At 63.7% G+C, this 26,683-nt stretch carries 30 protein-coding genes, 1 other RNA gene and 1 pseudogene; 24 read left to right on the forward strand and 8 right to left on the reverse strand.

What is annotated here, in order from left to right; genetic code table 11:
- Positions 1–86: 86 nt before the first annotated feature.
- The 3 genes from N826_RS23035 to N826_RS23045 form a co-directional block, all read right to left on the reverse strand.
- On the reverse strand, positions 87–893 hold the full coding sequence (locus tag N826_RS23035; protein ID WP_044432637.1) for an ABC transporter permease: 807 nt from the start codon (positions 891–893) through the stop codon (positions 87–89).
- Positions 890–1,627: an ABC transporter ATP-binding protein gene (locus N826_RS23040; RefSeq protein ID WP_044432638.1), complete on the reverse strand. Its 738-nt coding sequence runs from the start codon at positions 1,625–1,627 to the stop codon at positions 890–892. The genes N826_RS23035 and N826_RS23040 overlap by 4 nt, the downstream gene beginning before the upstream one ends.
- A 71-nt stretch (positions 1,628–1,698) precedes the next feature.
- Complete coding sequence (locus N826_RS23045; RefSeq protein WP_211099354.1) at positions 1,699–2,664, reverse strand: YVTN family beta-propeller repeat protein; 966 nt, start codon at positions 2,662–2,664, stop codon at positions 1,699–1,701.
- Between the two features lie 266 nt (positions 2,665–2,930).
- Between N826_RS23045 and pedF the strand changes: the two genes are divergently transcribed.
- From pedF to N826_RS23075, 6 genes are all read left to right on the forward strand, one after another.
- A complete protein-coding gene (pedF, locus tag N826_RS23050) occupies positions 2,931–3,377 on the forward strand; it encodes a cytochrome c-550 PedF (RefSeq protein ID WP_044432639.1) in 447 nt (148 codons plus the stop codon).
- Positions 3,378–3,400: 23 nt separating this feature from the next.
- Positions 3,401–4,237 (forward strand): substrate-binding periplasmic protein, encoded by an 837-nt coding sequence (locus N826_RS23055; protein ID WP_052831876.1) that lies wholly within the window; start codon positions 3,401–3,403, stop codon positions 4,235–4,237.
- A gap of 195 nt (positions 4,238–4,432) precedes the next feature.
- On the forward strand, positions 4,433–5,197 hold the full coding sequence (locus N826_RS23060) for a quinoprotein dehydrogenase-associated SoxYZ-like carrier (protein ID WP_052831879.1): 765 nt from the start codon (positions 4,433–4,435) through the stop codon (positions 5,195–5,197).
- A complete protein-coding gene (locus N826_RS23065) occupies positions 5,194–6,123 on the forward strand; it encodes a quinoprotein relay system zinc metallohydrolase 1 (protein ID WP_044432641.1) in 930 nt (309 codons plus the stop codon). Before N826_RS23060 ends, N826_RS23065 begins: the two co-directional genes overlap by 4 nt.
- A 281-nt stretch (positions 6,124–6,404) precedes the next feature.
- Entirely contained in the window at positions 6,405–8,180 is a 1,776-nt protein-coding gene (locus N826_RS23070; RefSeq protein WP_044432642.1) for a methanol/ethanol family PQQ-dependent dehydrogenase, read from the forward strand.
- Between the two features lie 182 nt (positions 8,181–8,362).
- Positions 8,363–9,028, forward strand: a complete 666-nt coding sequence (locus N826_RS23075; RefSeq protein ID WP_186818083.1) for a response regulator — start codon at positions 8,363–8,365, stop codon at positions 9,026–9,028.
- Here N826_RS23075 and N826_RS23080 read toward each other — a convergent pair.
- The 3 genes from N826_RS23080 to N826_RS23090 form a co-directional block, all read right to left on the reverse strand.
- Positions 9,013–9,738, reverse strand: a complete 726-nt coding sequence (locus tag N826_RS23080) for a type IIL restriction-modification enzyme MmeI (RefSeq protein WP_147040540.1) — start codon at positions 9,736–9,738, stop codon at positions 9,013–9,015. The genes N826_RS23075 and N826_RS23080 overlap by 16 nt on opposite strands.
- A 281-nt stretch (positions 9,739–10,019) precedes the next feature.
- Positions 10,020–11,195 (reverse strand): glycoside hydrolase family 183 protein, encoded by a 1,176-nt coding sequence (locus N826_RS23085; RefSeq protein WP_063772300.1) that lies wholly within the window; start codon positions 11,193–11,195, stop codon positions 10,020–10,022.
- A 96-nt stretch (positions 11,196–11,291) separates the two neighbouring features.
- Entirely contained in the window at positions 11,292–12,215 is a 924-nt protein-coding gene (locus N826_RS23090; RefSeq protein WP_044432645.1) for a LysR family transcriptional regulator, read from the reverse strand.
- Between the two features lie 145 nt (positions 12,216–12,360).
- On the opposite strand from N826_RS23090, the gene N826_RS23095 reads away from it, so the two are divergent.
- The 5 genes from N826_RS23095 (at position 12,361) to N826_RS44280 (ending at position 15,439) form a co-directional block, all read left to right on the forward strand.
- Positions 12,361–12,807 (forward strand): DoxX family protein, encoded by a 447-nt coding sequence (locus N826_RS23095; RefSeq protein WP_044432647.1) that lies wholly within the window; start codon positions 12,361–12,363, stop codon positions 12,805–12,807.
- 104 nt (positions 12,808–12,911) lie between these two features.
- Positions 12,912–13,223: a DUF883 family protein gene (locus tag N826_RS23100; protein ID WP_044432648.1), complete on the forward strand. Its 312-nt coding sequence runs from the start codon at positions 12,912–12,914 to the stop codon at positions 13,221–13,223.
- 118 nt (positions 13,224–13,341) lie between these two features.
- On the forward strand, positions 13,342–14,484 hold the full coding sequence (locus tag N826_RS23105; protein WP_244619546.1) for an OpgC family protein: 1,143 nt from the start codon (positions 13,342–13,344) through the stop codon (positions 14,482–14,484).
- Complete coding sequence (locus N826_RS44275; protein WP_044432650.1) at positions 14,481–15,248, forward strand: SGNH/GDSL hydrolase family protein; 768 nt, start codon at positions 14,481–14,483, stop codon at positions 15,246–15,248. Before N826_RS23105 ends, N826_RS44275 begins: the two co-directional genes overlap by 4 nt.
- A 29-nt stretch (positions 15,249–15,277) precedes the next feature.
- Positions 15,278–15,439, forward strand: coding sequence for an antitoxin MazE-like protein (locus N826_RS44280; RefSeq protein WP_169789404.1), 162 nt, complete (start codon positions 15,278–15,280; stop codon positions 15,437–15,439).
- A gap of 370 nt (positions 15,440–15,809) precedes the next feature.
- Here N826_RS44280 and gap read toward each other — a convergent pair whose 3' ends face one another.
- Positions 15,810–16,817: a type I glyceraldehyde-3-phosphate dehydrogenase gene (gene gap / locus N826_RS23115; protein WP_044432651.1), complete on the reverse strand. Its 1,008-nt coding sequence runs from the start codon at positions 16,815–16,817 to the stop codon at positions 15,810–15,812.
- A 46-nt stretch (positions 16,818–16,863) separates the two neighbouring features.
- Positions 16,864–18,882: a transketolase gene (tkt, locus tag N826_RS23120; RefSeq protein WP_044432652.1), complete on the reverse strand. Its 2,019-nt coding sequence runs from the start codon at positions 18,880–18,882 to the stop codon at positions 16,864–16,866.
- Between the two features lie 356 nt (positions 18,883–19,238).
- Between tkt and N826_RS23125 the strand changes: the two genes are divergently transcribed.
- From N826_RS23125 to N826_RS23180, 13 genes and pseudogenes are all read left to right on the forward strand, one after another.
- Positions 19,239–19,463, forward strand: coding sequence for a hypothetical protein (locus N826_RS23125; RefSeq protein WP_044432653.1), 225 nt, complete (start codon positions 19,239–19,241; stop codon positions 19,461–19,463).
- 6 nt (positions 19,464–19,469) lie between these two features.
- The gene (locus N826_RS23130) at positions 19,470–19,817 is read left to right on the forward strand and encodes a cell division protein ZapA (RefSeq protein WP_044432655.1); all 348 of its coding nucleotides are present in this window, start codon (positions 19,470–19,472) and stop codon (positions 19,815–19,817) included.
- Positions 19,818–19,830: 13 nt separating this feature from the next.
- A non-coding RNA gene (gene ssrS / locus N826_RS41290) (6S RNA) lies at positions 19,831–19,991 on the forward strand.
- A gap of 21 nt (positions 19,992–20,012) precedes the next feature.
- Positions 20,013–20,621 carry a 5-formyltetrahydrofolate cyclo-ligase gene (locus tag N826_RS23135; protein WP_044432657.1) on the forward strand — a complete coding sequence of 203 codons (609 nt, stop codon included), beginning with the start codon at positions 20,013–20,015 and terminating at the stop codon, positions 20,619–20,621.
- 51 nt (positions 20,622–20,672) lie between these two features.
- Positions 20,673–21,491, forward strand: coding sequence for a TIGR00282 family metallophosphoesterase (locus tag N826_RS23140; protein ID WP_044432658.1), 819 nt, complete (start codon positions 20,673–20,675; stop codon positions 21,489–21,491).
- Positions 21,492–21,785: 294 nt separating this feature from the next.
- Positions 21,786–22,535, forward strand: coding sequence for a YebC/PmpR family DNA-binding transcriptional regulator (locus tag N826_RS23145; protein ID WP_044432659.1), 750 nt, complete (start codon positions 21,786–21,788; stop codon positions 22,533–22,535).
- 2 nt (positions 22,536–22,537) lie between these two features.
- Positions 22,538–23,056, forward strand: coding sequence for a crossover junction endodeoxyribonuclease RuvC (gene ruvC / locus N826_RS23150; RefSeq protein WP_052831886.1), 519 nt, complete (start codon positions 22,538–22,540; stop codon positions 23,054–23,056).
- The gene (gene ruvA, locus N826_RS23155) at positions 23,053–23,670 is read left to right on the forward strand and encodes a Holliday junction branch migration protein RuvA (RefSeq protein WP_044432662.1); all 618 of its coding nucleotides are present in this window, start codon (positions 23,053–23,055) and stop codon (positions 23,668–23,670) included. The genes ruvC and ruvA overlap by 4 nt, the downstream gene beginning before the upstream one ends.
- Positions 23,671–23,696: 26 nt before the next feature.
- Positions 23,697–24,731 carry a Holliday junction branch migration DNA helicase RuvB gene (gene ruvB / locus N826_RS23160; protein ID WP_244619548.1) on the forward strand — a complete coding sequence of 345 codons (1,035 nt, stop codon included), beginning with the start codon at positions 23,697–23,699 and terminating at the stop codon, positions 24,729–24,731.
- 22 nt (positions 24,732–24,753) lie between these two features.
- Positions 24,754–25,224 (forward strand): tol-pal system-associated acyl-CoA thioesterase, encoded by a 471-nt coding sequence (gene ybgC, locus N826_RS23165; RefSeq protein ID WP_044432666.1) that lies wholly within the window; start codon positions 24,754–24,756, stop codon positions 25,222–25,224.
- A gap of 18 nt (positions 25,225–25,242) precedes the next feature.
- Positions 25,243–25,965: a protein TolQ gene (tolQ, locus tag N826_RS23170; RefSeq protein WP_044432667.1), complete on the forward strand. Its 723-nt coding sequence runs from the start codon at positions 25,243–25,245 to the stop codon at positions 25,963–25,965.
- 2 nt (positions 25,966–25,967) lie between these two features.
- Positions 25,968–26,420 carry a protein TolR gene (gene tolR / locus N826_RS23175; protein ID WP_044432669.1) on the forward strand — a complete coding sequence of 151 codons (453 nt, stop codon included), beginning with the start codon at positions 25,968–25,970 and terminating at the stop codon, positions 26,418–26,420.
- A gap of 4 nt (positions 26,421–26,424) precedes the next feature.
- Positions 26,425–26,683 (forward strand): annotated as a pseudogene (locus N826_RS23180) (hypothetical protein); the annotation flags it as partial.

Here is a 26,683-nt window from a genome sequence, read left to right on the forward strand (position 1 = left end):
TACCGGCCAAAGGTTTAGACCTTGTTGGCGGATCGGGCAATCTCTAGCCGAACGATTTACCTATAAAGTCACCGATTGTTGCACCGTCACTCGGCCTGAGCCTTTCTTGGCATGAACCCGCGCGCCGGATTGTAGCCGTAGACGGCGGCCCCCAGGAACACGGCCAGCGCCAGCGCGGTCCAGCCCAGCGATTCCCAGTTCACTTCCGCGTAGAGCGCGAAGCGAATCAGCTCGACCGCGTGGGTGAACGGGTTGACCGAGCAGATCTGGAACAGCAGGACGCTGGATTCCTGCATCTTCCACAGCGGATAGAGCGCCGACGACAGGAAGAAGGTCGGGAATATGACGAAGTTCATGACGCCCGCGAAGTTCTCGAGCTGGCGGATCGTGGACGACAGCAGCATGCCTACGGCCCCCAGCATCAGGCCGCTCAGGACCAATGCCGGCAGCACCGTCAGGAATCCTACCGGCGGCAGGTCGATCCCGAAGGCGAGCGCTATCAGCAGGAAGGCATAGACCTGGAGGATCGACACGGCCGTTCCCGCCAGCAGCTTGGACGTCAGCAGGAACCAGCGGGGCAGGGGACTGACCAGCAGTGTCCGCATGCTGCCCATCTCCCGGTCGTAGACCATCGAGAGCGAGCTTTGCATGCCGTTGAAGAGCTGGATCATCCCGACCAGTCCGGGAATGATGTAGGTCTCGTAGGTGATGTAGGTCTCGTAGGGCGGGATGATCGAGACGCCGAGTGCGGCCCGGAAGCCCGCCGCGAACACCAGTAGCCAGACCAGGGGGCGCACCAGCGCCGCCAGGAAGCGTTCCCGCTGATGCAGGAAGCGCAGCACCTCGCGCGTCACGATGCCGTTGAGCGCACGGCCGTAGTGAAGGGCGCTCATGCCGCCACCTGGTTGATCAGCCGGTGGAAGGTCTGCGTCAGGTTGGCGGACGAGTTGTTCTGGTTGACCTCCGCCACGCTGCCGTCGGCCAGGATGTGGCCCTTGTGGATAACGACCACGCGGTCGTCGGGATAGACCTCGTCGATCAGGTGCGTCGCCCATAGCACCGCCATGCCCTGGGTGCGGCACAGGTCATGGACATGCTCGACGATGCCGCGCCGGGCGGGAACGTCCAGGCCGACGGTCGGCTCGTCCAGCACCAGGAGGTCGGGGCGGTGGAGGAGAGCGCGCGCCAGTTCCACCCGGCGGCGGTGGCCGCCGTTCAGCTGACGGACCTTCTCCTTGTCGCGCTCGCCCATGTCGAGCCGTTCCAGCGCCTCGTCGATCCGGTCGGCGGCGTCGCGCCGGCCGATGCCGTGGAGGGAGGCGAAGTAGTGCAGGTTCTGGCGGACGGTCAGGTCCAGGTCCAGCGTCGGCTGCTGGAACACGACGCCCATATGGGCCAGCGCCTTTGTCGGGCGCTCCCGCAGGTTGATCCCGCAAACGCTGATCTTGCCGCGCGGAGCCTCGAACAGCCGCGTGATCAGCGAGAACAGCGTCGTCTTGCCGGCTCCGTTGGGGCCGAGCAGAGCGGTGAACTCCCCCTGGCCGATCCGGAACGAGATGTCCTCAATGGCGAAGCCACGGCCGTAACCGTAGCTCAGCCCGTCGATTTCCAATGCCGATTCGGTCATCTATCCCTTGCGTTTCCCGCCGCGTCATATTCGAGGGCTGTCTGGCGAGCCCTTTCCGTCGACCGGCTAGCTTATCCCTTTATGGCGATGCCCCAGGGATACCGGCCGACCGGGATCGACTTTATCACGGTCATCGTGTCGATATCGATCACCGATACGTCGTTGCTGACGCCGTTGGACGTGAACAGGCGCTTCTGGTCCGGTGTGAATTCCAGATGCCATACCCGGCGGCCGACCAGAAGGTATTTCTCGACCTCGAAGGTTTGGGCATTGATTACAGCCACATGGTTGGCGGGACCCAGCGCCACGAAGGCGTAGCGGCCGTCGTCGCTCAGCTTGACGCCGACCGGCTGGATCTTGTCCCTGGCAATGCCCTTGATATTGAACTGGATCGTGCGCTCGACCTTGTGGGTTGCCGTGTCGATGATCGAGACGGTGCCGCCGATCTCCGCCGAAACCCAAAGCTTCTTGCCCGCCTTGTCGAACTCCGCGTGGCGCGGCCTGCTGTCCACCAGCGTATTGTCGACCAGCACCCGCTTGGCGGTGTCGATCCAGTGTACCATGTTGGTGGTTTCCGACGTATTGACCGCCCAGGTGCCGTCGGGACTGACGGCCATGCCTTCCGGCTCCACACCGACATCGATCTGATAGGCGACCTTGCGGGCCGGGACATCGACCACGGTCACCACGTTGCTGTCCTCGTTGGCGATGAACAGGTGACTGCCGTCCGGGTGAAGGGCGAACTGCTCGGGGTCCTCGCCGGAAGGAAGGTTGTTGAGGATCTTGCCCGTCGCCGTGTCCATCACCTGGACCGTGTCGTCGTCGCTGGCGCAGATATAGAGCAGCGAGCCGTCGGCATTCAGGGTGATGCCGCGCGGGCGCTTGCCGACCTTGATGGTCTTGGTGACCTTGAGCGTCTGGGCGTCGATGACGCTCAGCGAGTTGTCCTTCTCGTTGGAGACGAACACGGTCTGGCCCGCTGCAGGAGTCGTGAGTGCCAAAACGATGATCGCTGCCGGCAGCATCCGCATTGCCATATCGGTGTTTCTCCCCTGACCGTACCGGTGAATTGTTTCCCCATTACGGTATCGAAGGTATCGGGACCGATGCCCGGCCATGCATTAGACTTTGGAACCATGCTCCGCCGGAACTGGTATTTTCAGGAAAAAGTCTTTGCTTTCATTTGCTTAAGCCAATCCTGGTGAAGCAGGCTGCTACCATAGTCCAATTAGAGCGAAGGCGAGGCATGGATATTATCCGGCGCAAAGAAGCGATCAACGCTGTTTGCAAAAGGAACTTGCCCATGAATGCTCGGTTTCTCCGACTTTCCGCCGCCGCCCTCATCGTCGGCGGGATTGCCGCAGTATCGTCCGGCATCTTCCCGGCCCCGGCTTTCGCTCATGGCGACGTCACTCCCCAGGCAGTCGATACCACCGGGCTGGAACCGCTGGGCAAGGACTGGAAGGAGAGCAATCCTTACCGGGGCAACGAACGGGCGATCGAGATCGGAAAATCGGCCTTCAATCAGAACTGCGCCCGCTGCCACGGCCTCGGCGCGGTCTCCGGAGGCATCGCTCCCGACCTGCGCTTCCTGGAGCCGGGTGACGGCGGCGACGAATGGTTCAAGGAGCGCGTGCGCAACGGCGCCATCCGCAACGGCATTACCTACATGCCTAAATTCGACGAAGCGCTGGGGCAGGAAGCCCTATGGACCATCCGTTCATGGCTCGAGACCGTCGCCGAGCAATGAGCGCCCAAGCAATAAACGGGGGCATGCTCAAGCGCCTGTTCCTGGCCGTCGGCCTCACCGTGACGTCCGCTCTTCCAGGATTCGCCGCGTCGCTGGATACGGTGACGGAGCGTGGCGTCCTGCGGTTCGCGGTCTACCGCGACTTCCCGCCGTTCTCGCACCGCGTCGGCGGCAGCCTTGAGGGCGCCGACGTCGATCTCGCCAAGGCGATCGCCGGCAAGATGGGGCTCGGGGTCGAGTTCATGGAGTTGACGGCCGACGAGAACATGGACGACGACCTGCGGAACGCCGTCTGGAAAGGCTCAATCCTCGGCGGCGGCGTGGCGGATGTCATGATGCATGTCCCGGTCAACCGGGACTTCGCCCAGCGCAACGATCTGGTCGTGATCTTCGGTGCCTATCAGCGGGAAACCTTCGCCGTCGCCCGCGATCCGTCCCGGATCTCCGAGACCGCGGGTTTCCCGGTTTTCCAGACCGAGAAGGTCGGGGTCGAACTGGATACAGTGCCCGACTTCTTCCTGTCGGGGGCATTCGGAGGACGGCTACGCGAGAACATCGTCCACTACGGCACGGTGGATCAGGCGGCGGACGGGTTGCGGGCTGGCGAGGTCGCGGCGGTGTTCGCTCCGCTCAGCCAGCTGGAAGGCGCGCTGGGGCCTGACAAGGCCAAGTTCCCGATCGGCAGGATGGCGGCGCCCAATCTCAACCCGTCGGAATGGAAGATCGGCATGGCGGTCAAGCAGGACGGCCACGATCTTGCCTATCGCGTCGGCGCTGTCGTGACCGAACTGCTGGACGGTGGTACCGTCAAGGCAATTTACGACCGGCACGGGCTGACGCACAGCGCTCCGGCGGAATAATGCTATTGGCATTGAGGTTTGGTCGGTGAGTTCCGCAGAAAGGTCGGGCTGAAGAGGCCCGGCCTACAAAACTCGTTCGGGCAAAAGCACGCTCGCGTAGGTCGGGCCTCTTCAGCCCGACATCGAACGCTGGCAAAAGAAAATCGCTTCCAGGGGAGGCTTCGAGTGATCAGGATCGCTGGATTACTATTTGTCATGGCCGTATCCGCGGCTCCAGCTATTGCAGATCAGGACCCGCTTCGATCGGTGATGTGGGACGACATGCGGGCGGTGATCCTGGGCGGCGGTGACGTGGTGTTCGACCAGCGTGTCCGGGTCACGGCCCCTGCCAATGCCGAGGATGCCTTGAACGTGCCGGTGATGGTCGATGCCTCGGGCCTCGACGCCGAGGACGAGGTCGAGGAGATCGTCGTCTTCGCCGACATGAATCCGATCCCGCGAATCCTGAACTATCGTCCGGCCGGCGCCAAGCCGCTGATCGGCTTCCGGCTTAAGCTTCAGCAGGCGACGCCTATCCGCGCCGCCGCCCGCACCCGTGACGGCGTCTGGCATGTCGGTGGAGTCTTCGTCGATGCCGCGGGGGGCGGCTGCACCTCGCCGGCCCTGGCCCATAGCGATCCGCAGTGGGAGCGCCACCTGGGCGAGGTTCAGGCGCGCGCCTGGGCGCCGGCCGCCGATGGCGGCGTTCGGGTCCGTTTCCGCGTCCGGCATCCGATGGATACCGGTCTGGCGCCGGGCATTCCCGCCTTCTATCTGGAAAGCCTGGCAGTCCGGGACGGCGACGCGCGCGATCTTGGACAGATCGACTTGTTCGAGCCGGTTTCGGAAAACCCCGTATTCACGCTGGAGGTTTCTCCCTCGGCCGGGTCCAGGTCGCTCTGCCTGACCGGGAGGGACAACAACGGCACGCCCGTCCTGGCCGACATCCCATTGTCCTGGCGGCAGAGCGCGCTGCCATGAGGCTTATCCTCACTATCGTGCTCTGCGTCGCTTGGACGCTGCCGGGCTGGGCCGCCGGTCCGACATATCGCCTGGAACCGCGCCGGATTGCGCTGGACACCTATGTCTTCGAGGGTGCCGTCGAGCACTTCACTCAAGAGAACGGCGGCAATATCCTGAATTCCGGCTTCATCGTGACGGATGAGGGCGTGATCGTGATCCAGACCGGGCCGTCCCTCCGCTATGGGGAGGAGATGCGGGCCGCCATCGCGAAGGTGACCGGCAAGCCGATCCTGAAAGTCTTCGTCAGCAACCAGCATCCCGACTACTTCCTGGGATCGCAGGCTTTCGCGGATGTCCCGATCGCGGCGCTGCCGGGAACGATCGACGGCATTCGCGTCGAAGGGCGCGCCGTGACGGAGAACATGTACCGCTTGGTCGGCGACTGGATGCGCGGCACGGATGCGGTGGTCCCGACCGAAGCGGTGCTGCCGGCGACGCAAGTGTATGGCGGTCACCGCCTGCGGCTGATCTCCCTGTCCGGTCATACCCCGGCGGATCTCGCAATCTACGACGAGACGACGCGGGTGCTGTTCGCCGGCGGACTGGTGTTTTCCGACCGGGCGCCGACCACGCCGCACGCCGACATTCCGCGCTGGTTGGAGTCGCTGGACGTGCTGGCCGCGCTGGACGTGGCGGTCCTGGTTCCCAACCACGGCACCGTCCGTTCCGATGGTTCCGCCATATCGCAGACCCGCGACTACCTGGACTGGCTGACTGCGGCGCTTAGCCGGGCGGCGGAGGGCGGTCTGGACATGACGGAGGCCATGGCGCTCGGCATACCTCCCCGTTTTTCGTCGCTTGCCGTCGTCCAGGAGGAGTTCATCCGCTCGGTTGCCCATCTATATCCAAAAATAGAACAGTCTGTCTTGATAAAAATTAACTGATGAAACGAATATCCCAGTAATCCTGCGGCCACAGGCCAGCGGGAGTTCTTGCGTTGTCTAAGAAAACCTTCGCCGAAGCATTGTACTTTTTGCCAATTGCTTGATTTGGTGGCGGAGTTAAGCTCACCTTCGTTAAGGAAAAACAGGCGGTCCGGTCGGGAAGATTTGTCATTACCAAATCAAACCGTGGGGCCTGCCGGCTCTTCGACGGCGAGCATGAAACAAAACCAGCATCGGCGAACCGGCGCCACGCTTGGCCAGATTTTGAGGGAGGCTGCTGAATGAAGCGTACTTTTGCGAAAATCGCCGTTGTGGGCGCTGTCGCGGGCGGGTTAGCGGTCGCAGCGCCGGGTGGCGCCGCCCAGGCGGCCGGCGGCCCGACCGACCAGGACATCCTGAAGGATGCCGAAACCCCAGGCGATATCCTGACCTACGGCATGGGCACCCAAGGCCAGCGCCACAGCACCCTGAAGGCGGTCAATCCCGACACGGTCAAGAAGCTGGCGCCGGTATGGGCGTTCTCGTTCGGCGGCGAAAAGCAGCGCGGCCAGGAATCCCAGCCCATCGTCCATGACGGCACGATCTACGTGACCGGCTCCTATTCCCGCCTCTTCGCGATCGATGCCCGCACCGGCGACAAGAAGTGGCAATACGACGCCCGCCTTCCCGAAGGCATCATGCCGTGCTGCGACGTGGTGAACCGGGGCGCCGCCATCCGGGGCGACAAGATCTATTTCGGCACGCTCGACGCCCGCCTCGTGGCGCTCAACAAGGACACCGGCAAGGTCGTCTGGAACAAGAAGGTCGCCGACTATCAGGCCGGCTATTCCATGACCGCCGCCCCGCTGATCGTCGACGGCAAGATCATCACCGGCAATTCCGGCGGTGAGTTCGGCGTGGTCGGCGCCGTCGAGGCGCGCGATGCCGAGAGCGGCGAGCTGATCTGGAGCCGCCCGACGGTCGAAGGCAACATGGGCACGCTGAACGGCAAGGAAAGCACGATGACGGGCGTCAAGAACGCCACGTGGACGGGCGATCTTTGGCAGACCGGCGGCGGCGCCACCTGGCTCGGCGGCACCTACGATCCCGAAACCAAGTCGCTCTTCTTCGGCACCGGCAACCCGGCCCCGTGGAACAGCCACCTGCGTCCCGGCGACAATCTCTACACCTCGTCCACACTGGCGATCAATCCGGACAACGGCGAGATCAAGTGGCACTTCCAGACCACGCCGCATGACGGCTGGGATTTCGACGGCGTCAACGAGTTCATCTCGTTCGACCTGAAGAAGGAAGGCAAGGTCATCAAGGCGGGCGCCAAGGCCGACCGCAACGGCTTCTTCTTCGTGATCGACCGGACCAACGGCAAGCTGCTGAACGCCACCCCGTTCGTCACCGAAACGTCCTGGGCCAAGGGCTTCGACCTCAACACCGGGAAGCCGATCTACAACGAGGACAAGCGTCCGCCCAACCCGGTCGACGGCGGCGGCGCCTCCGCCGGCCAGGGCAAGCCGATCTTCGCGGCTCCCAGCTTCCTCGGCGGCAAGAACTGGATGCCGATGGCATACAGCCCCGATACCGAGCTGTTCTACGTCCCGGCCAACGAGTGGGGCATGGACATCTGGAACGAGGCGATCACCTACAAGAAGGGTGCCGCCTATCTCGGCGCCGGCTTCACCATCAAGCCGCTGTTCGAGGACTATATCGGCGCCCTTCGCGCGATCGATCCGAAGACCGGCAAGATCGTTTGGGAATACAAGAACCCCGCTCCGCTCTGGGGCGGCGTGCTGACCACCGCCGGCAATCTCGTCTTCACCGGCACTCCCGAGGGCTACCTGAAGGCCTTCGACGCCAAGACGGGCGCCGAGCTTTGGAAGTTCAACACCGGCTCGGGCATCGTCGGGTGCCCCGTCACCTGGGAGATGGACGGCGAGCAGTATGTCTCGGTCGTTTCCGGCTGGGGCGGCGCCGTCCCGCTGTGGGGTGGCGAGGTCGCCAAGAAGGTCAAGGACATCAACCAGGGCGGCATGCTCTGGACCTTCAAGCTGCCCAAGACCTGAACGCTGGCGGCCGGGTTCGTTTCTTGCCCGGCAACTTCAAGAAAAACTCGGGGCCGGTCACCGCCGGCCCCGTTCCCCTGTCGGAACCCTGCTTTTGTGACGAGTTCGATCTTGCATCGAAACGGAACCCGACGCACACTCCCGTCCGGGAAACGCCGCTACAACGAGCGCAAATAACCGCCATGTGCAAGGTTTTGATTGCGGATGATCATCCGCTCTTCAGGGACGCCCTCAAGACCGCGCTTGCGGTTTCCGTCGAGGGAAGCAATCCGGTCGAAGCATCGAACCTCGATGAGGCGATCGCCGCGATTCGCAGCCATGGCGATTTCGATCTGGCGCTGCTCGACCTGTCGATGCCCGGCGTCAACGGCTTCAGTGGGTTGCTGAGCCTCCGCGCCCAGTTTCCGGCTCTGCCCGTCGTGATCGTATCCGCCCATGAGGACGCCAAGCTGGTCCATCAGGCATTGGATTACGGCGCCATCGGCTTCATCCCCAAATCCACCCCACGCGAAGGCATCGCCGAGGCGTTGCGCAGCGTCATCGCCGGCAACGTCTACATCCCGCCCAACATGGCGAAGGACGACGCGGCGACCGGGGCCGACAGCCGCGACGAGGATGCGGAGATCGCGCGCCGCATCGCGACGCTGACCGCCCAGCAGCTTCGGGTCCTGGAAATGCTCGGCACCGGCAAGCTGAACAAGGAAATCGCGTTCGAACTCAACATCGCCGAGACGACGGTCAAGGCGCATGTTTCCGCGATCCTCCAGAAGCTGAAGGTCTATAGCCGCACCCAGGCGGTCGTCTTCGCCTCCCGCCTGCACTTCGACAGTTTTCAGAGCGCGCGCTGACAGCTGCCGGCTTCGAGTGCGGTCGCCCGCTTGGCGCGCTGTCTGGCGGCAAGCCTGGGGAGCGGGGAGACTTCGCTGTCGGGCGCCCGCTCCGGATCGAGGTCGAGCGGCGTCGTCCAGACCTTGGCAAGCCGCGCGCGGATTTCGGGCCGTGCGAGATCTTCGAGCAGGATTCTGCTGCTCGAGGCATCGGGAAAAGGACCGTAGCGCGTACCGCTCAGGGTGAAGTCGGCGAACAGTTCGATCGAGTGGCCGACATCGACTATGATCAGGAAAGGCGGCCAGCCTTCCCATGGGGGCAGGGCGCGGGCATAGGTCTGCGCCTGGATGCACGCTTCGCGCATGGTCCGTTCCCAATGCGCTCCGCCCCGCACGGCCATGCCCCTCCTCGTCCGCGTCGTGGATGGAGCGGCGGCGGGCGGGTGATCGCATCCCTGCTTGGCTTCCAGGACAAAGCATCCGCGCTTGTAGAGATCGATGCGGCCGGTGCTGACCGCGCCATAGGCACGCGGATAGATCACGGTGCGTTCGAAGACATACAGGTTGAGCCGATCGTCGTTACGGGTCGGGTCGGGGCGTGCGACACCGATGAGATCGCAGAGTTCCAGCAGAAAGGGTTGGCAGTTCGCCCGTTCCGCCGCGCCGGAGTCTCTCCAGCGTTCGATAAAAATATCGGACGGATTTATGGTCCTCGCAGACGCAAGTTTCATGAGAAAACCCATGGTGATGATTCACCGCAAAATACGTTCGTATTCACACGAAGGCAATTTCATGAACATGGGTGCGACAGTATTATTTGTTTAGTTAGTATTCTATTTTAAGAATCATGTCCGGGTGCTTACAGTAAATTTCAAATCGAAACAGAGAATTGTATCATTGGTTGAAGTAAGTATCTGCATACTCACGAAGGTTCTTTATTTGTTTTTATGGTCCTGTTTTGTGCTGTCGGCCTGCGTACTCGGCTCGCTGCGACTCCGTTTGTATGTTCAGTTCAGGGAGAGATACGCACCTTCAACCGAACTAGATTGCGCGTCCAGCCAGTCTTGCAGCCTTCCATGGTGATCCGCGTCATGTAGATGTAGGCGTCGTCATCGGTATCCTCGAAGTTCCGGGATGGGCTGTCCGGATCGATCAGGGACGGATAGACCACCGGCAGCGTATCGCAGCCCTTGTCCAGGGTGGTCGGGGTCGGGAACAGCAGGCTCGGTGCCGTCCAGGAGATCAGGTCGGGACTGGTCGCATAATAGACGCCATCGACCGGATCGGTTCCGGGACCTGTCTTTCCGCGATGGGTGAACAGGCCGATATAGAGACCGGAGGGGCGATGGAGACTCAGGCTCGCCATCAGGCGTGTCAGGCCGGGGATTGGCGTACAGGTGGCGGCCCTGTCCGCGGCGGCCCCCGAAGCGTGGTAGGGATCGACGAACCCAACGGTGAAATCCCGGCCGTCCCAGCCGCGCCAGCGTGCCGGATCGTCAAGGCGGTCGGTCCGCATCAGGCAGACGCCGGCACGCTGGCCGCCCTGCGGCGCCGCCGTCATCATCGTATAGAAGTAGTCGCCGCGCCTGACGATGTTGGACGGGTTGAACAGTCCGCTGCGTTTGCCGCGTGTCGGATCGTAGCGGTAGGGCACGCCGGCGACGAAACGCTCCGGTCCGGGGGGAGCCTTGAAACTCCGGCCGCCGTCGGTCGAGACGGCGTAGGTGATCGTATTGTACCAGCAGTCCATGTATTGGCCGGAGGGACACAGGGCAGGGCGCTTATGGCCGTGGAACTCGTTGTGGACTAGGGCATGGACGGTCTTGCCGTCCAGCGTATAGGTGCTGACGATCCACCCCCGGTCGTCGAAGGCGCTGGGATCGTCGTTGCCGGCTCCCTCGAAGACGATGTCGCAGGGATGGCGCAGGCTGTCCAGGGTGGCGCCGGCCATTGCCCGGTTGGTCCAGTGGCTTGCGATCAGGCGGATCGAACCATCGGCCACCCGGAAGGCGCGCACCGGCACGTCGGGCACGTCGAACTTTTCGCAGGCGTCCCGTGCATGGTCGAAGACGACCTCCGGTTCCGCTCCCGGGGGTATCGTCAGTGTCAGGGCACCGGCGAAGGAGGACGGTAGGTCGGCGAGAAGGAGTGCTGCTGTTCCGCAGATCCGGGCCAGTCGCATGAGCATCGGACGTCTCCGCTGGTGAGATGATCCCAGAGAGCGCCGGTTTGGTTATCAAGCTGTTAACGTGAGACTGAGTGGCGATTGCCCTTCAATTTTGTCTTAACCGGTCGTCGGCAGCCCGGCGTCCCAGGACGGCGTGCCCTTGAAGTAATCGGCCAGGAAATCGACGAAACTGCGCACCTTGGGCGACAGGTTGCGGGCGTGCGGATAGACGGCATAGGCGGTCGGGGCATGCATCGCGTATTCCGGCAGCACCTCGACCAGTTCGCCCGCGCGCAGGGCATCGCCGACGATGAAGGTAGGCTGCCGTATGATCCCCTGGCCGGCGATGGCCGCCGCCATCAGGGCATGGCCGTTGTTCGCGGTCATCGTCCCGCTGACGCGCACGGAGACTTCACCGCCGTCGGGGCCGACCAACACCCAGTCGAGCGGGGCGGGGGCATAGACGTAGAGCAGGCAGTTATGGCTGCTGAGGTCCGCGGGGATCTTGGGGGTGCCATGACGCTGGAGATAGTCCGGCGACGCGCAGAGTGCGATCCGAATGGGTGCCAGCCGGCGGGCGATCAAACTGCTGTCGGTCAGCCGGGCGATCCTGATGGCGACGTCGTAGCCTTCCTCCACCAGATCGACCTGACGGTCATTAAGCACCAGATCGATCTTCACCTGCGGGTGGCGTTCGCAATAGGCGGCCAGCGCCGTCGCCAGATGCTGGTTGCCGAAACTCATCGGACCGTTGACCCGCAAGGTGCCGCGCGGTTCCGCCTGAAGTTCGGTCGCGGCCCGCTCGGCTTCGGTCAATTGCTCCAGGATGGCGGAGCACTTCTCGAAAAACGCCAAACCGGCCTCCGTGAGGCTCTGCTTGCGGGTGGTGCGGTTGAGCAGGCGGACGCCCAAGCGATCCTCAAGCTGTTGGATGTGGCGGCCGATCATCGCGCGGGAGATGCCCAGATCGTCCGACGCGGCAGCCTGGCTGCCCAGTTCCACGGTCCGCACGAAGGCAGCCAGCGCGCTGATCCGGTCCATGAAACTTCTCCCGATTATATACTAGGACGCACTTATATATGCATAACTTGGCGAATTAACAGAACGGTGTTTTTAATGGATAGTCTCATCATCAAGAGGCCGGATAATCCGGCCCTTCCATCACATCGGAACGGACGGACCTGTCATGATCGACTCTCGCACATCGAACTCGAACGCCGACTACGCTGCCCTGCTGCTGCGCGTCAGCCTCGGCCTGCTGTTTCTCGCCCATGGCGGCATGAAGATCTTCACCTTCACGATCCCCGGCACGGTGCAGTATTTCGAGACCATCGGCTATCCCGGCTTCCTGGCCTATCTCGTCATCCTCGGCGAGGTCGGCGGAGGTCTAGCCCTGATCCTTGGCGCCTGGACCCGCGTTATCGCCCTGGCGCTGCTGCCGATCATGATCGGCGCTACGTTGCAGCACGCCGGCAACGGCTGGATGTTCGCCAAGACGGGCGGCGGCTGGGAATTCCCCGCTTTCTGGACGGTCATGCTGCTGGTCCAGGCCCTTCTCGGCAGCGGCGCCTATGCATTGAAGCTGGAGAAGTTCCTTGGGTTCGGCGGCGCCGGCACCGCGGCACGAGCCTGACCGAAAGTCCTAAAATAAAGTTCATGACGCAACCAGCCGGGGTGGTCAGTCATTGTCCTTCTGTAATAGCTGGATAAGCTGAACAGACAAAAGGAGCTGCCACCATGGCTTATTCCTCGACACGTGGACGTGGTCAGGATCTCTCGACGGACGAAGCGATCGCGGCGTTGACCGACCGGTTCGACCAGTTCGCCCAACAGTTCGGTCAAAGCGCTCGCGAAGCGGGCAATTCGGTCTCCAGTGCCGTTGACGACGGACGCCGGCAGGTCAGGAACATTGCCGACGAGAGCTACCGCGACATCCGCCGCCACACCCAGGAAGGCGTCGAAAACGTCAGCCACCGGATCGAGAAGAACCCGCTGTCCAGTGTGGTCGTAGCGCTGGCGGCCGGCATCCTGATCGGCAAGCTTCTGTAACCGGTCAAGCCGGACGGCGAAATGGGCGGACATCCTCCGGGATGCCCGCCCTTTCCATTTTGGGTCCGACTTGCCTCAACCCGTTGATCCGCTGTAAGTCAGGGCGATGGCAGGCCAAGTGAAAAGCAGCGGCGATCGCGACCTCCGCCTGGATTTCTTCCGGGGACTGGCGCTGTGGTTCATCTTCGTGGACCATATCCCGGCCAACCAGTTCGCCTGGGCAACGCTGCGGAACTACGGTCTGAGCGACGCCACCGAAATCTTCGTCTTCATATCCGGCTACACCGCGACGCTGGTCTATTCCCGCGTTTTCGCAGAGCGGGGCTTCGCGTTCGCCGCCGCCAAGGTGCTGCACCGCTGCTGGACGCTCTACGTCACCTACATGTTCCTGTTCTTCGCGTTCACCGCACAGGTCGCGTATACGGCACGGGTCTTCGACAACCCGCTGTTCCGCGAAGAGATGGGCATCGCCAGCTATTTCGAAGACCCTACCCTGGCGCTGGTCCATGCGCTGATCCTGATGTTCAGGCCGGCCAATCTGGACGTGTTGCCGCTCTACATCGTGCTGCTGCTGGCTTTTCCCCTGGTGCTGCCAGGGCTGGTTTCCCGTCCCAGGCTGGTGCTGGCCGGCTCGGCGCTGCTGTACCTCGCGGCGCGGAGCTTCCAGTGGAACCTGCCGACCTATCCGGAGGGAGGCGTCTGGTACTTCAACCCTTTCGCATGGCAGTTCCTCTTCGTGCTGGGCGGAGCGGTCCAGCGTTACCGGCAGGCGGGGGGAGGGCTGCCGTCGTCGGGGGGCCTGCTGACCGCATCGATCCTGTACCTGCTGGTGTCGTTCGTCCTGGCGCTGTCGTGGCGGATCGCGTGGCTCGGTGCCCTTATGCCGACCATGTTGGGCGAATTCCTGTACCCGATCAGCAAGACGGACCTCGACCCGTTGCGGCTGCTGCATTTCGCCGCCCTCGCCTATGTCGTCCTTTGCTTTGTCGGACAGGACGCCAGCTGGCTGCGCGGGTGGATCGCCCAGCCCATCGTCGCCTGCGGACGTCAATCCCTCCAGGTGTTCTGTCTTGGTATTATTTTATCGTTCACCGGGCAGACTATCCTCGTACAATTCAATGACTCGCTGCTGGCACAGCTTGCGACGACCGTTCTGGGGATTGGGGCGATGGTGGTGGTCGCACGGATCTTGACCTGGTATCAGAAGGCCGAAAGGCAGCCCCGGCGGAACGTAGCGGCAGCGAAGGATTCCGGAGCATGATCCTCCGCATGCGCCTGCATCGCCTTCTAGCCGTCCTCTGCGTCGTGGCGAGCACCTCCACGGCAGCCGTGGCTCAGGAGCCGGCCCCGGAAAGTTGCGCCATCCCCGATACCGTCCTGAGCGTCGATGCCGTTCTGCCCAATGCGCGCGCGGCACTTCAGGAAGGCGGTGCGCTGACGGTGCTCGTTGTCCGGACCGCCAATCCCCAGCCCTCCCGAGCCCCGCTGACTTATCCGGCGCGCCTTGAAGCTGAATTGAAGCGCAGGATGCCCGGCCGCGAGGTTCGGGTGGCGGTCCGCAACCTGCCGGACCAATCGGCGGCGGAGATGGTCCTGGAGTTGAAGTCCTCGCTGGCTCGGGAACGGCCGGCCCTGGTGATCTGGCAGGTCGGCACGGTCGATGCGATGCGCAATCTGAACGTCGAAAGCTTTGGGGAGGCGCTGTCGGAGGGCATCGGCCTTGTCCACGACATGGGGTCCGACATCATCGTCATGGACATGCAGTACAGCCTACAAACCACCCAGCTCATCAATTTCCAGCCCTATGTCGATTACATCGACTGGGTCACCCAAAACCACGACGTCTTCCACTTCCCCCGCTACGACATCATGCGCCACTGGGTCGAGGACGGTCAGGTGGACTTCAACACCGAGACGCCGGAAGCCAAGCAGCGCAGCTTCACCTTCGTCCACAACTGCTTAGGCAGACTGCTGGCCGACAGCATCCTGACGATGACGCTGGACCCGGATCTGGCGAAGCCATAAAGCTGATATCTAGTGAAGGAGTAGACGCGGTGATCGATCCGGATTTAGTTATTGATGTGCATGCACCCGGTTTCGGGGAAGAGGCAAAGCGGCAATCCTTGGCGGTTGCGCTAGCTGATCGTAAAGAAGACGTCATGGAGTTTATTGAAGCGACTTGTGATATCGATGAAAATGATGTGGTGGAACAATAATACCATCGGCAATCAAGATTGATCGGTGAGTTCCGGCAGAGATGTCGGGCTGAAGAGGCTCGACCTACAAAAGCACTCAATTCTTTCGAACGTCGCTCCCGCCATTGTACATGAGCACGCTGGCGTAGGTCGGGCCTCTTCAGCCCGACATCTAAGCTCCAGACCAGTCATTGTTTAATACCAAGGGCCGAAGAATTTGATCGGCGCTTCGGAAGTCTTGGGCCACGGCCCAACAAACACTGCCCACACAGGTCAATGTCTTCGGCCCCTGGTATAATACCGTTGTTACAAGCATGGAAACATAAAGAAGAAAGGCCTGCCGGAGCGTCGCTCCGGCAGGCCTTTCTCACTCACCTCAAGCCGACCGAGATCAGCCGACCTTCGACATCGCGATGGCGGTGTCGGCCATGCGGTTCGAGAAGCCCCATTCGTTGTCGTACCAGGTCAGGATACGGACCAGGTTGCCGTCGATGACCTTCGCCTCGTTCAGGGCGAAGATCGACGAATGCGGATCATGGTTGAAGTCGGTCGAGACCAGTTCCTCGTCATAGGCGGCGAGGATGCCCTTGAGCGGACCGTTGGCGGCTTCGGAGATCGCCTTCTTTATCTCTTCGACGCTGGTGGCGCGCTTGGAGACGAACTTGAAGTCCACGACCGAGACGTTGGGGGTCGGAACGCGGATGGCGGTGCCGTCCAGCTTGCCCTTCAGTTCCGGCAGCACCTTGCCGACGGCCTTGGCGGCGCCGGTGGAGGTCGGGATCATGTTGAGCGCTGCGGCACGGGCCCGGTGCAGGTCCTTGTGCATCGTATCGACGATGCGCTGGTCGCCCGTGTAGCTGTGGATCGTCGTCATGAAGCCTTTTTCGATGCCGACCAGATTGTTCAGCACGAAGGCGACCGGAGCCAGGCAGTTGGTGGTGCAGGACGCGTTGGAAACGATCTTGTGCTCGGCGGTCAGCTTGTCATGGTTGACGCCGTAGACGACCGTCAGATCTTCATCCGTCGCCGGAGCGGAGATCAGGACCTTCTTGGCGCCTGCCGTCAGGTGCTTGGCGGCATCGTCGCGCTTGGTGAAGATGCCCGAGCATTCCAGCGCGATCTCGACGCCCAGGTCACCCCAGGGGAGCTGAGCCGGATCGCGGACCTGTACGACCTTGATCTCGTGGCCGTTGACGACCATGACGCCCTCACGGGCCTCGACGGTGCCGGGGAAACGGCCGTGGACGCTGTCGTATTTCAGCAGGTGCGCGTTGGTGTGGATGTCGGCCAGATCGTTGATCGCCACGACTTCGATGTCGTTGCGGCCCGATTCGTAGATAGCCCGCAGCACCAGCCGGCCGATACGACCGAATCCATTGATGGCAACCTTGACAGCCATTGATTCCTCCTGATTTAAACTCGATTACGGGCTTGATCGTGCCCGTTTACAACCTTGCCTTGGCAGCCGCCACGACTGCATCGGCAGTAATGCCGAAATGCTTGTAGAGATCCTGGTATGGCGCGGATTCGCCGAAGCTCTTCATGCCGATGAAGGCGCCCTTGCGTCCGACGTAGCGGTCCCAGCCCTGGCGGATCTGCGCCTCGACGGCGATCCGGACGGTGTTCTCGCCGATCACTTCTTCCTGGTACGCCTCGTCCTGCTCCTCGAACAGTTCCCAGCTCGGCATGGAAACGACCGTGGTGCCGATGCCTTCGGCCTGAAGCGCCTTGCGGGCTTCGACGGCGATCTCGACTTCGGAGCCGGTCGCGAAGATCGTGACCTTGCGCTCGCCCTCGGCGGCCGCCAGGACATAGCCGCCCTTGGCCGACAGGTTCTCGGTCGTGTGCTCGGTCCGGACGGTCGCGAGGTTCTGGCGGGTCAGGGCGAACACAGACGGGCGATGCTTGCTCTTCAGCGCGATGGCCCAGCATTCCGCCGTCTCGACCGCGTCGGCCGGGCGGAAGACCAGCAGGTTGGGAATCGTGCGCAGCGCCGGGACATGCTCGACCGGCTGGTGGGTCGGGCCATCCTCGCCCAGGCCGATGCTGTCATGGGTCATGATGAAGATCGTGCGGCACTTCATCAGCGCTGCCAGACGGATCGCCGGACGGCAGTAGTCGCTGAAGGTCATGAAGGTGCCGCCGTAGGGGATGATGCCCCCATGTAGCGCCATGCCGTTCATCGCGGCGGCCATGCCGTGCTCGCGCACGCCGAAATGGACGTAGCGGCCGTTGAAGTTGTCGCGCTGGACGGCGCCAGTGTTCTTCACCTTGGTATTGTTGCTGGGCGTTAGGTCAGCGGAGCCGCCGATCAACTCGGGAACGGCGGGGACCAGCACGTCGAGCACGTTGCCCGATGCGACACGGGTCGCCAGCTTCGGCTTCTCGGCGGAGATCTTGGCCTTGAAGCCGTCGATCAGCGCGTCGAAGTCGGGCGGCATGTCGCCAGAGAAGGCGTTGTTGAAGCTGGTGCGGGCGGTGTCGCCGGCGGCGTTCAGCCGCGCTTCCCAGCTCTCCCGCTCGGCCACGCCGCGCTGGCCGAAGCCGCGCCAGACGCTGGTGATCTCCTCGGGGATGATGAAGTGCTCGTGCGTCCAGGCCAGCTTCTCGCGCGCGGCCTTGATCTCGTCGGCGCCCAGCGGCGAGCCGTGGCAGTGGTGTGTGCCGCCCTTGGTCGGGGCGCCGTAGCCGATGATGGTCTTGCAGGCGATCAGCGAGGGAGCGTCGGTGGTCCGGGCGTACTCGATCGCGGTGTGGATCTGCTGCGGATTGTGGCCGTCGATCTCGCGGACGTCCCAGCCATAGGCGCGGAAACGGTTCAGCGTGTCGTCGGTGAAGCTCAGGCTGGTCGGGCCGTCGATCGAGATCTGGTTGTCGTCCCACAGCACGATCAGCTTGGACAGACCCAGGTGGCCGGCGAAGGAGGCGGCCTCGTGGCTGATGCCTTCCATCAGGTCGCCGTCGCTGGCGATGACATAGGTATAGTGATCGACCAGATCGTCGCCGAAGCGGGCGTTCAGGATACGCTCCGCCAGCGCCATGCCGACGGCGGTGGAAATACCCTGGCCGAGCGGACCGGTCGTCGTCTCGATGCCGCCGGATTGCAGCACTTCCGGGTGGCCGGGCGTCTTGCTGCCGAGCTGGCGGAACCGCTTCAGCTCGTCGATCGTCATCTCCTCGTAGCCGGTCAGGTGGAGCAGGCTGTAGAGCAGCATCGAGCCGTGGCCGGCGGACAGCACGAAGCGGTCACGGTCGGGCCACATCGGCACCTTGGGATCGAACTTCAGGAACTTGCCGAACAACACGGTCGCGACGTCGGCCATGCCCATCGGCATGCCGGGGTGCCCGGACTTTGCGGCTTCGACCGCATCCATGGCAAGGACGCGAATCGCATTGGCCAACTGCTCGTGCGGGACGCCGGCAGGGCTTGCAGGGGTCGCGGCGGAGGTGGGCGACGTCGGCATGGTTGAGGTGTTCCCGGTTTTGTTCTGATCTTGACGCAGCGGTTATAGCGATGACGGTGGTGTCGGCGCTAACACCAATGCGTACTGGAGTTTGTGTCCAGGCTTCACGGACGTGAAACGCGGGCACCATGCCGCTGCCGATTGCCTACGTCAACAAGCGAGATGCCTCGATGTGTCATGCGTTGGCGATGTGCGGGCGGCGGGCAGGCGAAGAGGGCCGGAACACCCTGAGGAACCCGTGGAAACTCGCCCCGTCATGCCTCGATCGGTCGCACTGCGGTTGACGGCGGCGCCGGCGCCTGCTTAAGGTCGGGCTGGCTATCTTTTTAAATCTGCGCAGGATCGGCTTCGCCCCGATGGACCGTCTGAAAGTCGCTCTGGAACGTCTCGACGTGGCGATCGACCATCTCGATGCGGCATTCGACCATCACAAAGCCCGTGTGTTCGCCGAGCGCGACGAACTGGCGCGGGCTCTGGCAGTCGCCCAGGAGGCTGAGGCCGAGGCGCGCGCCGTGGCCGACAACGTGTCGGCGCGTCTGGATACGGCGATCGACCGCTTGCAGACCGTGTTGGAGGATTGAGAGCGCATGCCGCGTGTCGACATTACCCTGAATGGCCGCAGTTATCTGATCGGCTGCGAAGACGGGCAGGAGGCGCGCCTGCGCCACCTCGCCAGCTACCTGGAGGGGCAGGTGCGCGCGGTCGCGGCCCGCGCGCCGCTGGCGGGCGAGGGACAGACCCTTGCCATGGCGGCCCTGCTGGTTACCGATCAGCTCTTCGACCTCAAGTCGGAATACGATGCGCTTGCCGCCGCCTCGCGCGAGCAGTCGCCGCCGGCCGGAATGGCTCCGGAAGACGAGGAAGTGGTGGTCGCCGCCGTCGATCATCTGGCAAAACGCATCGAGGATATTGCGGCCAGGCTCGAGCGTGCCTAGATTAGGGATCGGAAGGCTGCTGCGCGGTTCGTCAGGCTGCTTTATCCCTGGGGCCGATAACCTATTACTCTCGGGAGCTGTCCCTGCCGGGATCTTGGTCTCGGTACATGGCGCCCACCTGCCTAGGCAGGTCGCAGAGGATAGCAAATACGCCAACGGCCAAGCGGCACCTTCCACTTCCCGGATCGCGGTCCGATGACCGGCCCCGCTGACATTTCTCCCGGCGAACTTCTCCGGATCAAGACCGAGGCCAGGGCGGCTGCAAAGCAGCGCCGCGCGGATGCCGCCGCATCCTCAGGTCATGCCGCCGCCGAAGCGGTCGCCGAACGCGTCGCCGGACTGCTTGCCGTCTTTCCCAGGACGACCGTCGTCGCCGGATACTGGCCGATCGGCACCGAGCTTGACGTGCGCCATACCCTGTCCCATCTGGACCTGATCGGTTACGGCTGCGCTCTGCCGGTGGTGGTCGCCAAAGGCGAGCCCTTGGCATTCCGCACCTGGACGCCCCAGACCCCGATGGAGCGGAGCGGCCTCGGCATCCTTGCTCCTGCAGCTACCGTGGCGGAGATCGATCCGGACGTGCTGCTGGTGCCGCTGCTGTCCTTCGACCGCGCCGGCTACCGGTTGGGCTACGGCGCCGGGTTCTACGACCGGACGCTGGAACGCCTGCGCCGGTCGAAGCGCGTCATGGCCGTCGGTATCGCCTTCGCCGGTCAGGAAGTGGACGGTGTGCCGCGTGACCGCTACGACCAGCCGCTCGACTGGCTGGTGACCGAAAAATTCGTTCTTAAGATCGCTGATTAATTCAGCTTGTTGGATTGGCCGACTGGATCGGCGTATTGGATTGATGGTGATATGAGACTCCTGTTCCTAGGCGACGTGGTCGGACGCAGTGGCCGCGAGGCCGCCCTCAAGCGAATTCCCGAGCTGCGGGCTGCCCTGAAGACCGATTTCCTGTTGGTGAACGGCGAGAACGCCGCCGGCGGCTTCGGCATCACCGACAAGATCGCCAAGGAGTTCTTCGAGGCCGGGGCCGACTGCATCACGACCGGCAACCACGTCTGGGACCAGAAGGAACTGGTCGGCTCGATCGACCGCGAGCCGCGAATCCTGCGCCCGCTGAACTACCCGGAAGGCACGCCGGGGCGCGGCGCCTCGATCTTCCAGCTTCAGGGCGGCCGCAAGGTGCTGGTGATGAACGTGATGGCGCGTCTGTTCATGGACGCGATGGACGACCCCTTCGCGGCGGTAGAAAAGGTGCTGCGCCAGCACCGGCTGGGTGGCGGCATCAACGCCGTCATCCTAGACTTCCATGGCGAGGCGACCAGCGAGAAGATGGCGATGGGCCATTATCTCGACGGACGGGCATCGCTGGTGGTCGGCACCCACTCCCACATCCCCACGGCGGATCTCCAGATCCTCAACGGCGGCACCGCGTTCCAGTCCGATGCAGGCATGTGCGGCGACTACGACAGCGTTATCGGCATGAAGAAGGAAGTGTCGATCGCCCGTTTCGTCCGCAAGTTGCCGACCGAGAAGATGACCCCGGCGGAAAACGAGGCGACGGTCTGCGGCGTCTTCGTCGAGACGGACGACCGGACGGGACTGGCCGTCCGGGCTGAGCCGGTACGGGTCGGACCGCGGCTGGCGAACCATCTGCCGGTGGTGGCGTAACGTAGACGTCCTGGACAGTTTGTTGGGCTACGGCCCAACCTACGGGTGTTTGTAGGTTGGGCCGTGGCCCAACGACGTTTCATCGATGTCCTGCGCAAACGGGTTAGGTGCGCCGTAATCCCGCCATATTGATATCCTAACTAGGCGACGCGCTGTCGAGGGGCGGCTGTTCGCGGTGACTGGTGTTTTGCGACTGTTCTGTCGCGTGCGGCCCTGAACCAGGTGTGGTAGATAGCTGCCCCATCATCCCTATGGTCACACGAGAGAGCCTTAATCAAGGGGCAGGTTTAGCGCATGGCTGGTCATTCCCAATTCAAGAACATCATGCATCGCAAAGGTGCGCAGGACATCAAGCGCGCCAAGATGTTCAACAAGTTCGCTCGAGAAATCGCCGTCGCGGCGAAATCGGGACTGCCGGACCCGGCGGCCAATCCGCGCCTGCGCGCCGCCATCATCGCGGCTCGGGCACAGAACATGCCCAAGGACCGGATTGACCGCGCGGTAAAGAGCGGCAGTCCCGGCGGCGACGACGCCAACTATGAGGAAGTGCGGTACGAGGGCTACGGTCCCGGCGGCATCGCCCTGATCGTCGAGGCGCTGACCGACAACCGTAACCGCACCGCCGCCGAAGTGCGCTCCGCCTTCACCAAACATGGCGGGACCTTGGGCGAGACCGGCTCGGTCGCCTTCATGTTCAGCCGCATCGGCCTGATCGTCTATCCGGCCAAGGCCGCCGAACCGGACGCGATGTTCGAAGCGGCGCTGGAAGCCGGCGCCGAGAACGTCGAATCGAACGATCAGGTCCACGAGATCACCACGGCGATGGAGGACATGTCCACCGTCCGCGACGCCCTGGAAGCGAAGTTCGGCCCGGCAGAGAGCGCCGGCCTGACCTGGAAGCCGGGCAACACGATAGCCTTGGAGGAGGAAGCGGCCGCCAGCCTGCTGAAGCTGATCGACGTGCTGGACGACAGCGACGACGTGCAGACGGTCTCCGGCAATTTCGAGATCGCCGACGACCTGCTGGAGCGGCTGACCGCTTGATGATGGGAGCGGGTACGTTCCGTCTGGTAGGCCTCGATCCGGGGCTTCGCCATACCGGCTGGGGCATCATCGATGTCTCCGGCAACCGGCTGAGCCATGTCGCCAACGGCGCCGTCCATTCCGACAGCGACCTGTCGCTGGCGGAACGGCTGGTGCAGTTGCACGACGGCTTGACGGCGGTGATCGAGCGCTGGCAGCCGGACGAGGCGGCGGTCGAGGAAGTCTTCGTCAACAAGAACCCGGCCTCGACCCTGAAGCTGGGCATGGCGCGCGGAGTGGCGCTGCTGGTGCCGGCCAGGGCCGGGCTGCCGGTGGCGGAGTACCCGACCAACCTCGTCAAGAAGTCGGTCGTGGGGGCGGGGCACGCCGATAAGAACCAGGTGCAGATCATGGTCGGAATGCTGCTGCCGGGGGTCGAGATGAAGTCGGCGGATGCCGCCGACGCCCTTGCCGTGGCGATTTGTCACGCGCACCATGCGGCAACCCGGCGGGTGGTGACCTTGCAGCGGAGCGTGACATGATCGCCAAGCTCTCAGGTTTGCTCGACAGCGTCGGGACCGACCACTGCATCGTCGATTGCGGCGGCGTCGGCTACCTCGTGTTCTGCTCGGCACGCACGCTGCGCCGCGTCGGCGACACCGGGAACGCCGTGTCGCTCCGCATCGAGATGCAGGTGCGCGAGGACGCCATAACCCTGTTCGGCTTCGTCGATCAGCCGGAGCGTGACTGGTTCCGGCGGCTGACCACCGTCCAGGGAGTAGGGTCCCGTGTGGCGCTGGCGCTGCTGTCGGTGCTGGAGCCGGAGAAGCTGGGACAGGCGATCGCGGCTCAGGACCGGACGGCGCTGGTCCAGGCCGACGGCGTCGGGCCGAAGCTGGCCAACCGCCTGATCAGCGAGCTGAAGGACAAGGTCGCCGACCTCTACATGGGCGGCGGGGCCGCGACATCTGGCCCGGCGGGTGCCGCCGCATCCGGTACAGCCGGTGTCACCAACGACGCGGTGTCCGCCCTGGTCAACCTGGGCTACCGCCGCGCCGACGCGTTTACCGCCGTGGCCGCCGCCGTCCAGAAGGCCGGACCGGACGCCAAGGTCGAACAACTGATCATGATGGGACTGAAGGAGCTTAGCGCGTGATGGAGGAGGCTGGGCATCCCGATCGCATGGTCCAGGCGGAGCCGATGACCGGCGAGCAGCCCGACAGCACGATCAGGCCGCTCAGCCTGTCGGAGTTCGTCGGCCAGCGCCAGGTCCGCGAGAACCTTGCGGTCTTCATCCAGGCGGCGCGGGCGCGGTCGGAAGCGCTTGACCACGTCCTGTTCTTCGGTCCTCCCGGTCTCGGCAAGACGACGCTGGCGCAGATCGTCAGCCGGGAGCTTGGCGTGGGGTTCCGCTCGACCTCCGGTCCGGTGATCGCGCGGGCGGGCGATCTGGCGGCACTGCTGACCAACCTTCAGCCGCACGATGTGCTGTTCATCGACGAGATCCACCGGCTGGCGCCGGCAGTCGAGGAGATTTTGTATCCAGCGATGGAGGATTTCCAGCTCGACCTGATCATCGGAGAGGGGCCGGCTGCGCGCTCGATCAAGATCGACCTGCCGCCCTTTACCTTGGTCGGCGCGACCACCCGGTCAGGCCTGATCACCCGCCCGCTGCGTGAGCGCTTCGGCATTCCGTTGCGGCTGCAATTCTACGAACCGGACGAGCTTGAGCTGATCGTCAGCCGCGCCGCCCGCGTGCTGGGGCTGGACCTGACACCCGATGGCGCTTCGGAGATCGCGTTGCGGTCCCGTGGCACCCCACGCGTCGCCGGGCGCCTGCTGCGCCGGGTGCGGGACTTCGCCTCGGTCGCGGGGCCGGGACCGGTCGATGCCAGGGCGGCGGACGCGGCCCTCAACCGGCTGGAAGTGGACCGGCTCGGTCTCGACGGCATGGACCGCCGCTATCTCGGCTGCATCGCCGGCAACTATGCCGGCGGCCCAGTCGGCGTGGAGACGCTGGCGGCGGCGCTGGGCGAGCAGCGCGACGTGCTGGAGGAAGTGGTCGAACCGTACCTGATCCAGCAGGGCATGCTCCAGCGTACGCCCCGTGGACGCATGCTGACCGATGGCGGCTTCCGCTATCTAGGTCTCAGCGTCCCGCAGGTGCCGGCCCGACAGCTTGACCTTCTGGTGCCAGAGGTGGACCTTGATGAGTAATCCAGGGATGAATGATCGGGGGATGGGTGATCCGGGCGGATATCTGGACGGCGCGGTCCACCGGCTCCCAATCCGGGTCTACTACGAGGACACCGATGCCGGCGGCATCGTCTACCATTCCAATTACCTGCGCTTCGCCGAACGCGGACGTACGGAGATGCTGCGCGCCCTGGGCAGCGGGCATACCGACCTCGTCCAGAGTGAAGGTGTGGCCTTTGCGGTACGCAGGTGCGAGATCGACTTCCGATGGCCAGCGCGGCTCGACGACCTGCTTGAAGTCGAGACGCGGATAGCGGATATCGGCGGCGCCTCCATCGTGTTCGAGCAGACCATTTTCATAGTGGCCGACATGGCTGCCAAGACCGAGCGCCGGCTCCTTGTTCGTATTTTGTTAACCGTGTTCTGCCTCAATCCGCAGGGACGTCCTGTCCGGCTGCCCGGCCCTGTCCGGCTGGCGCTGGACGATCTTCAGGCGCGCGACGTAATTAGCTAATGGGCGAGACTGACTAAAATGGATCCTTCTGTCGTCACCTCCGGAGCTGCCGCAGCGACGGCCCATAACCTGTCCGTGTGGGGCCTGTTCATGGCCGCGGACATCGTGGTCAAGGCGGTCATGCTGATGCTGTTCGCGGCCTCGGTCTGGTGCTGGGCGATCATCTTCGAAAAGATCGTCAAGCTGCGGAAGCTCAATGCCCAGGCCGCCGATTTCGAGGAAAGCTTCTGGTCCGGCGGCTCGCTGGAGAAGCTGTACGAGGATGTCGGCAAGCAGCCGAACGACCCGATGGCCGCGACCTTCGCCGCCGGCATGCGCGAGTGGCGTCACGCCAGCGAGCGGGCGCTGAACGCGTCGGGCATCAAGGCCGGCCTGCAGCAGCGGGTCGAGCGGGTCATGTCGGTGACCATCGGCCGCGAGATGGCCAGGGCCGAGCGCTACATGTCCTTCCTCGCGACGGTCGGCTCGACCGCTCCGTTCGTCGGGCTGTTCGGCACCGTCTGGGGCATCATGAACAGCTTCACCTCGATCGCGGCCTCGAACAACACCAGCCTCGCCGTGGTGGCGCCGGGCATCGCTGAAGCGCTGTTCGCCACCGCCCTCGGCCTCGTCGCCGCCATCCCGGCCGTCGTCGCGTACAACAAGTTCTCGACCGACCTGGGGCGCTATGCCGACCGCTTGGACGCCTTTTCCAGTGAATTCAGCTCGATCCTGTCGCGATATCTCGAAGAGCGGGGCTGACCATGGGAGCCCAGCTCGCCGGTAAATCCAACGGCCGCGGCAAGCGCCGCTCGTACAGCCAGCTATCGGAAATCAACGTCACGCCCTTCGTGGACGTCATGCTGGTGCTGCTGATCGTCTTCATGGTGTCGGCGCCCCTGATGACTGTCGGCGTGCCGGTCGATCTGCCCAAGACGGCGGCGCCGTCCCTGCCGGCCGACAACAAGCCGCTGTTCATCTCGATCGATACGCAGAACCGCATCTACGTCCAGGAAACCCAGGTCGAACTGGACAATCTGGTGCCGTTGCTGCGCGCGATCACCGAGAACAACCCCGAGGCCCGCGTGCTGGTGCGTGGCGACGCGAAGATCCAGTACGGCACCATGCTTCAGGTCATGGGTACGATCAGCGCCGGCGGGTTCACCAAGGTCGGACTGGTCGCAGAGTTGCCGCAACCCAAAGCCGCGGCACGATAAAAGCATGCGCAACGGCATCCTCTTCTCGGCGGTGGTCCACGTGGCGGCGATCCTGATCGCCGTCCTGGGCCTGCCGTTGATGCAGAAGCCTATCGAGATCCAGGATACGATCCCGATCGAAATCGTCGATGCCGGTGAATTGGCTGGACCCCAGGTAGACGAAACCCCTCCTGCGCCGCCCCGGCCGCCGCAACAAAAGCCGGCGCCGGACCCGGTACCGGAGCCGCCGCAGCAGATGGCCCAGGCCGACCCGCCGCAGCCGG

Source organism: Skermanella aerolata KACC 11604 (assembly GCF_000936425.1).
GTDB classification, from domain to species: domain Bacteria; phylum Pseudomonadota; class Alphaproteobacteria; order Azospirillales; family Azospirillaceae; genus Skermanella; species Skermanella aerolata.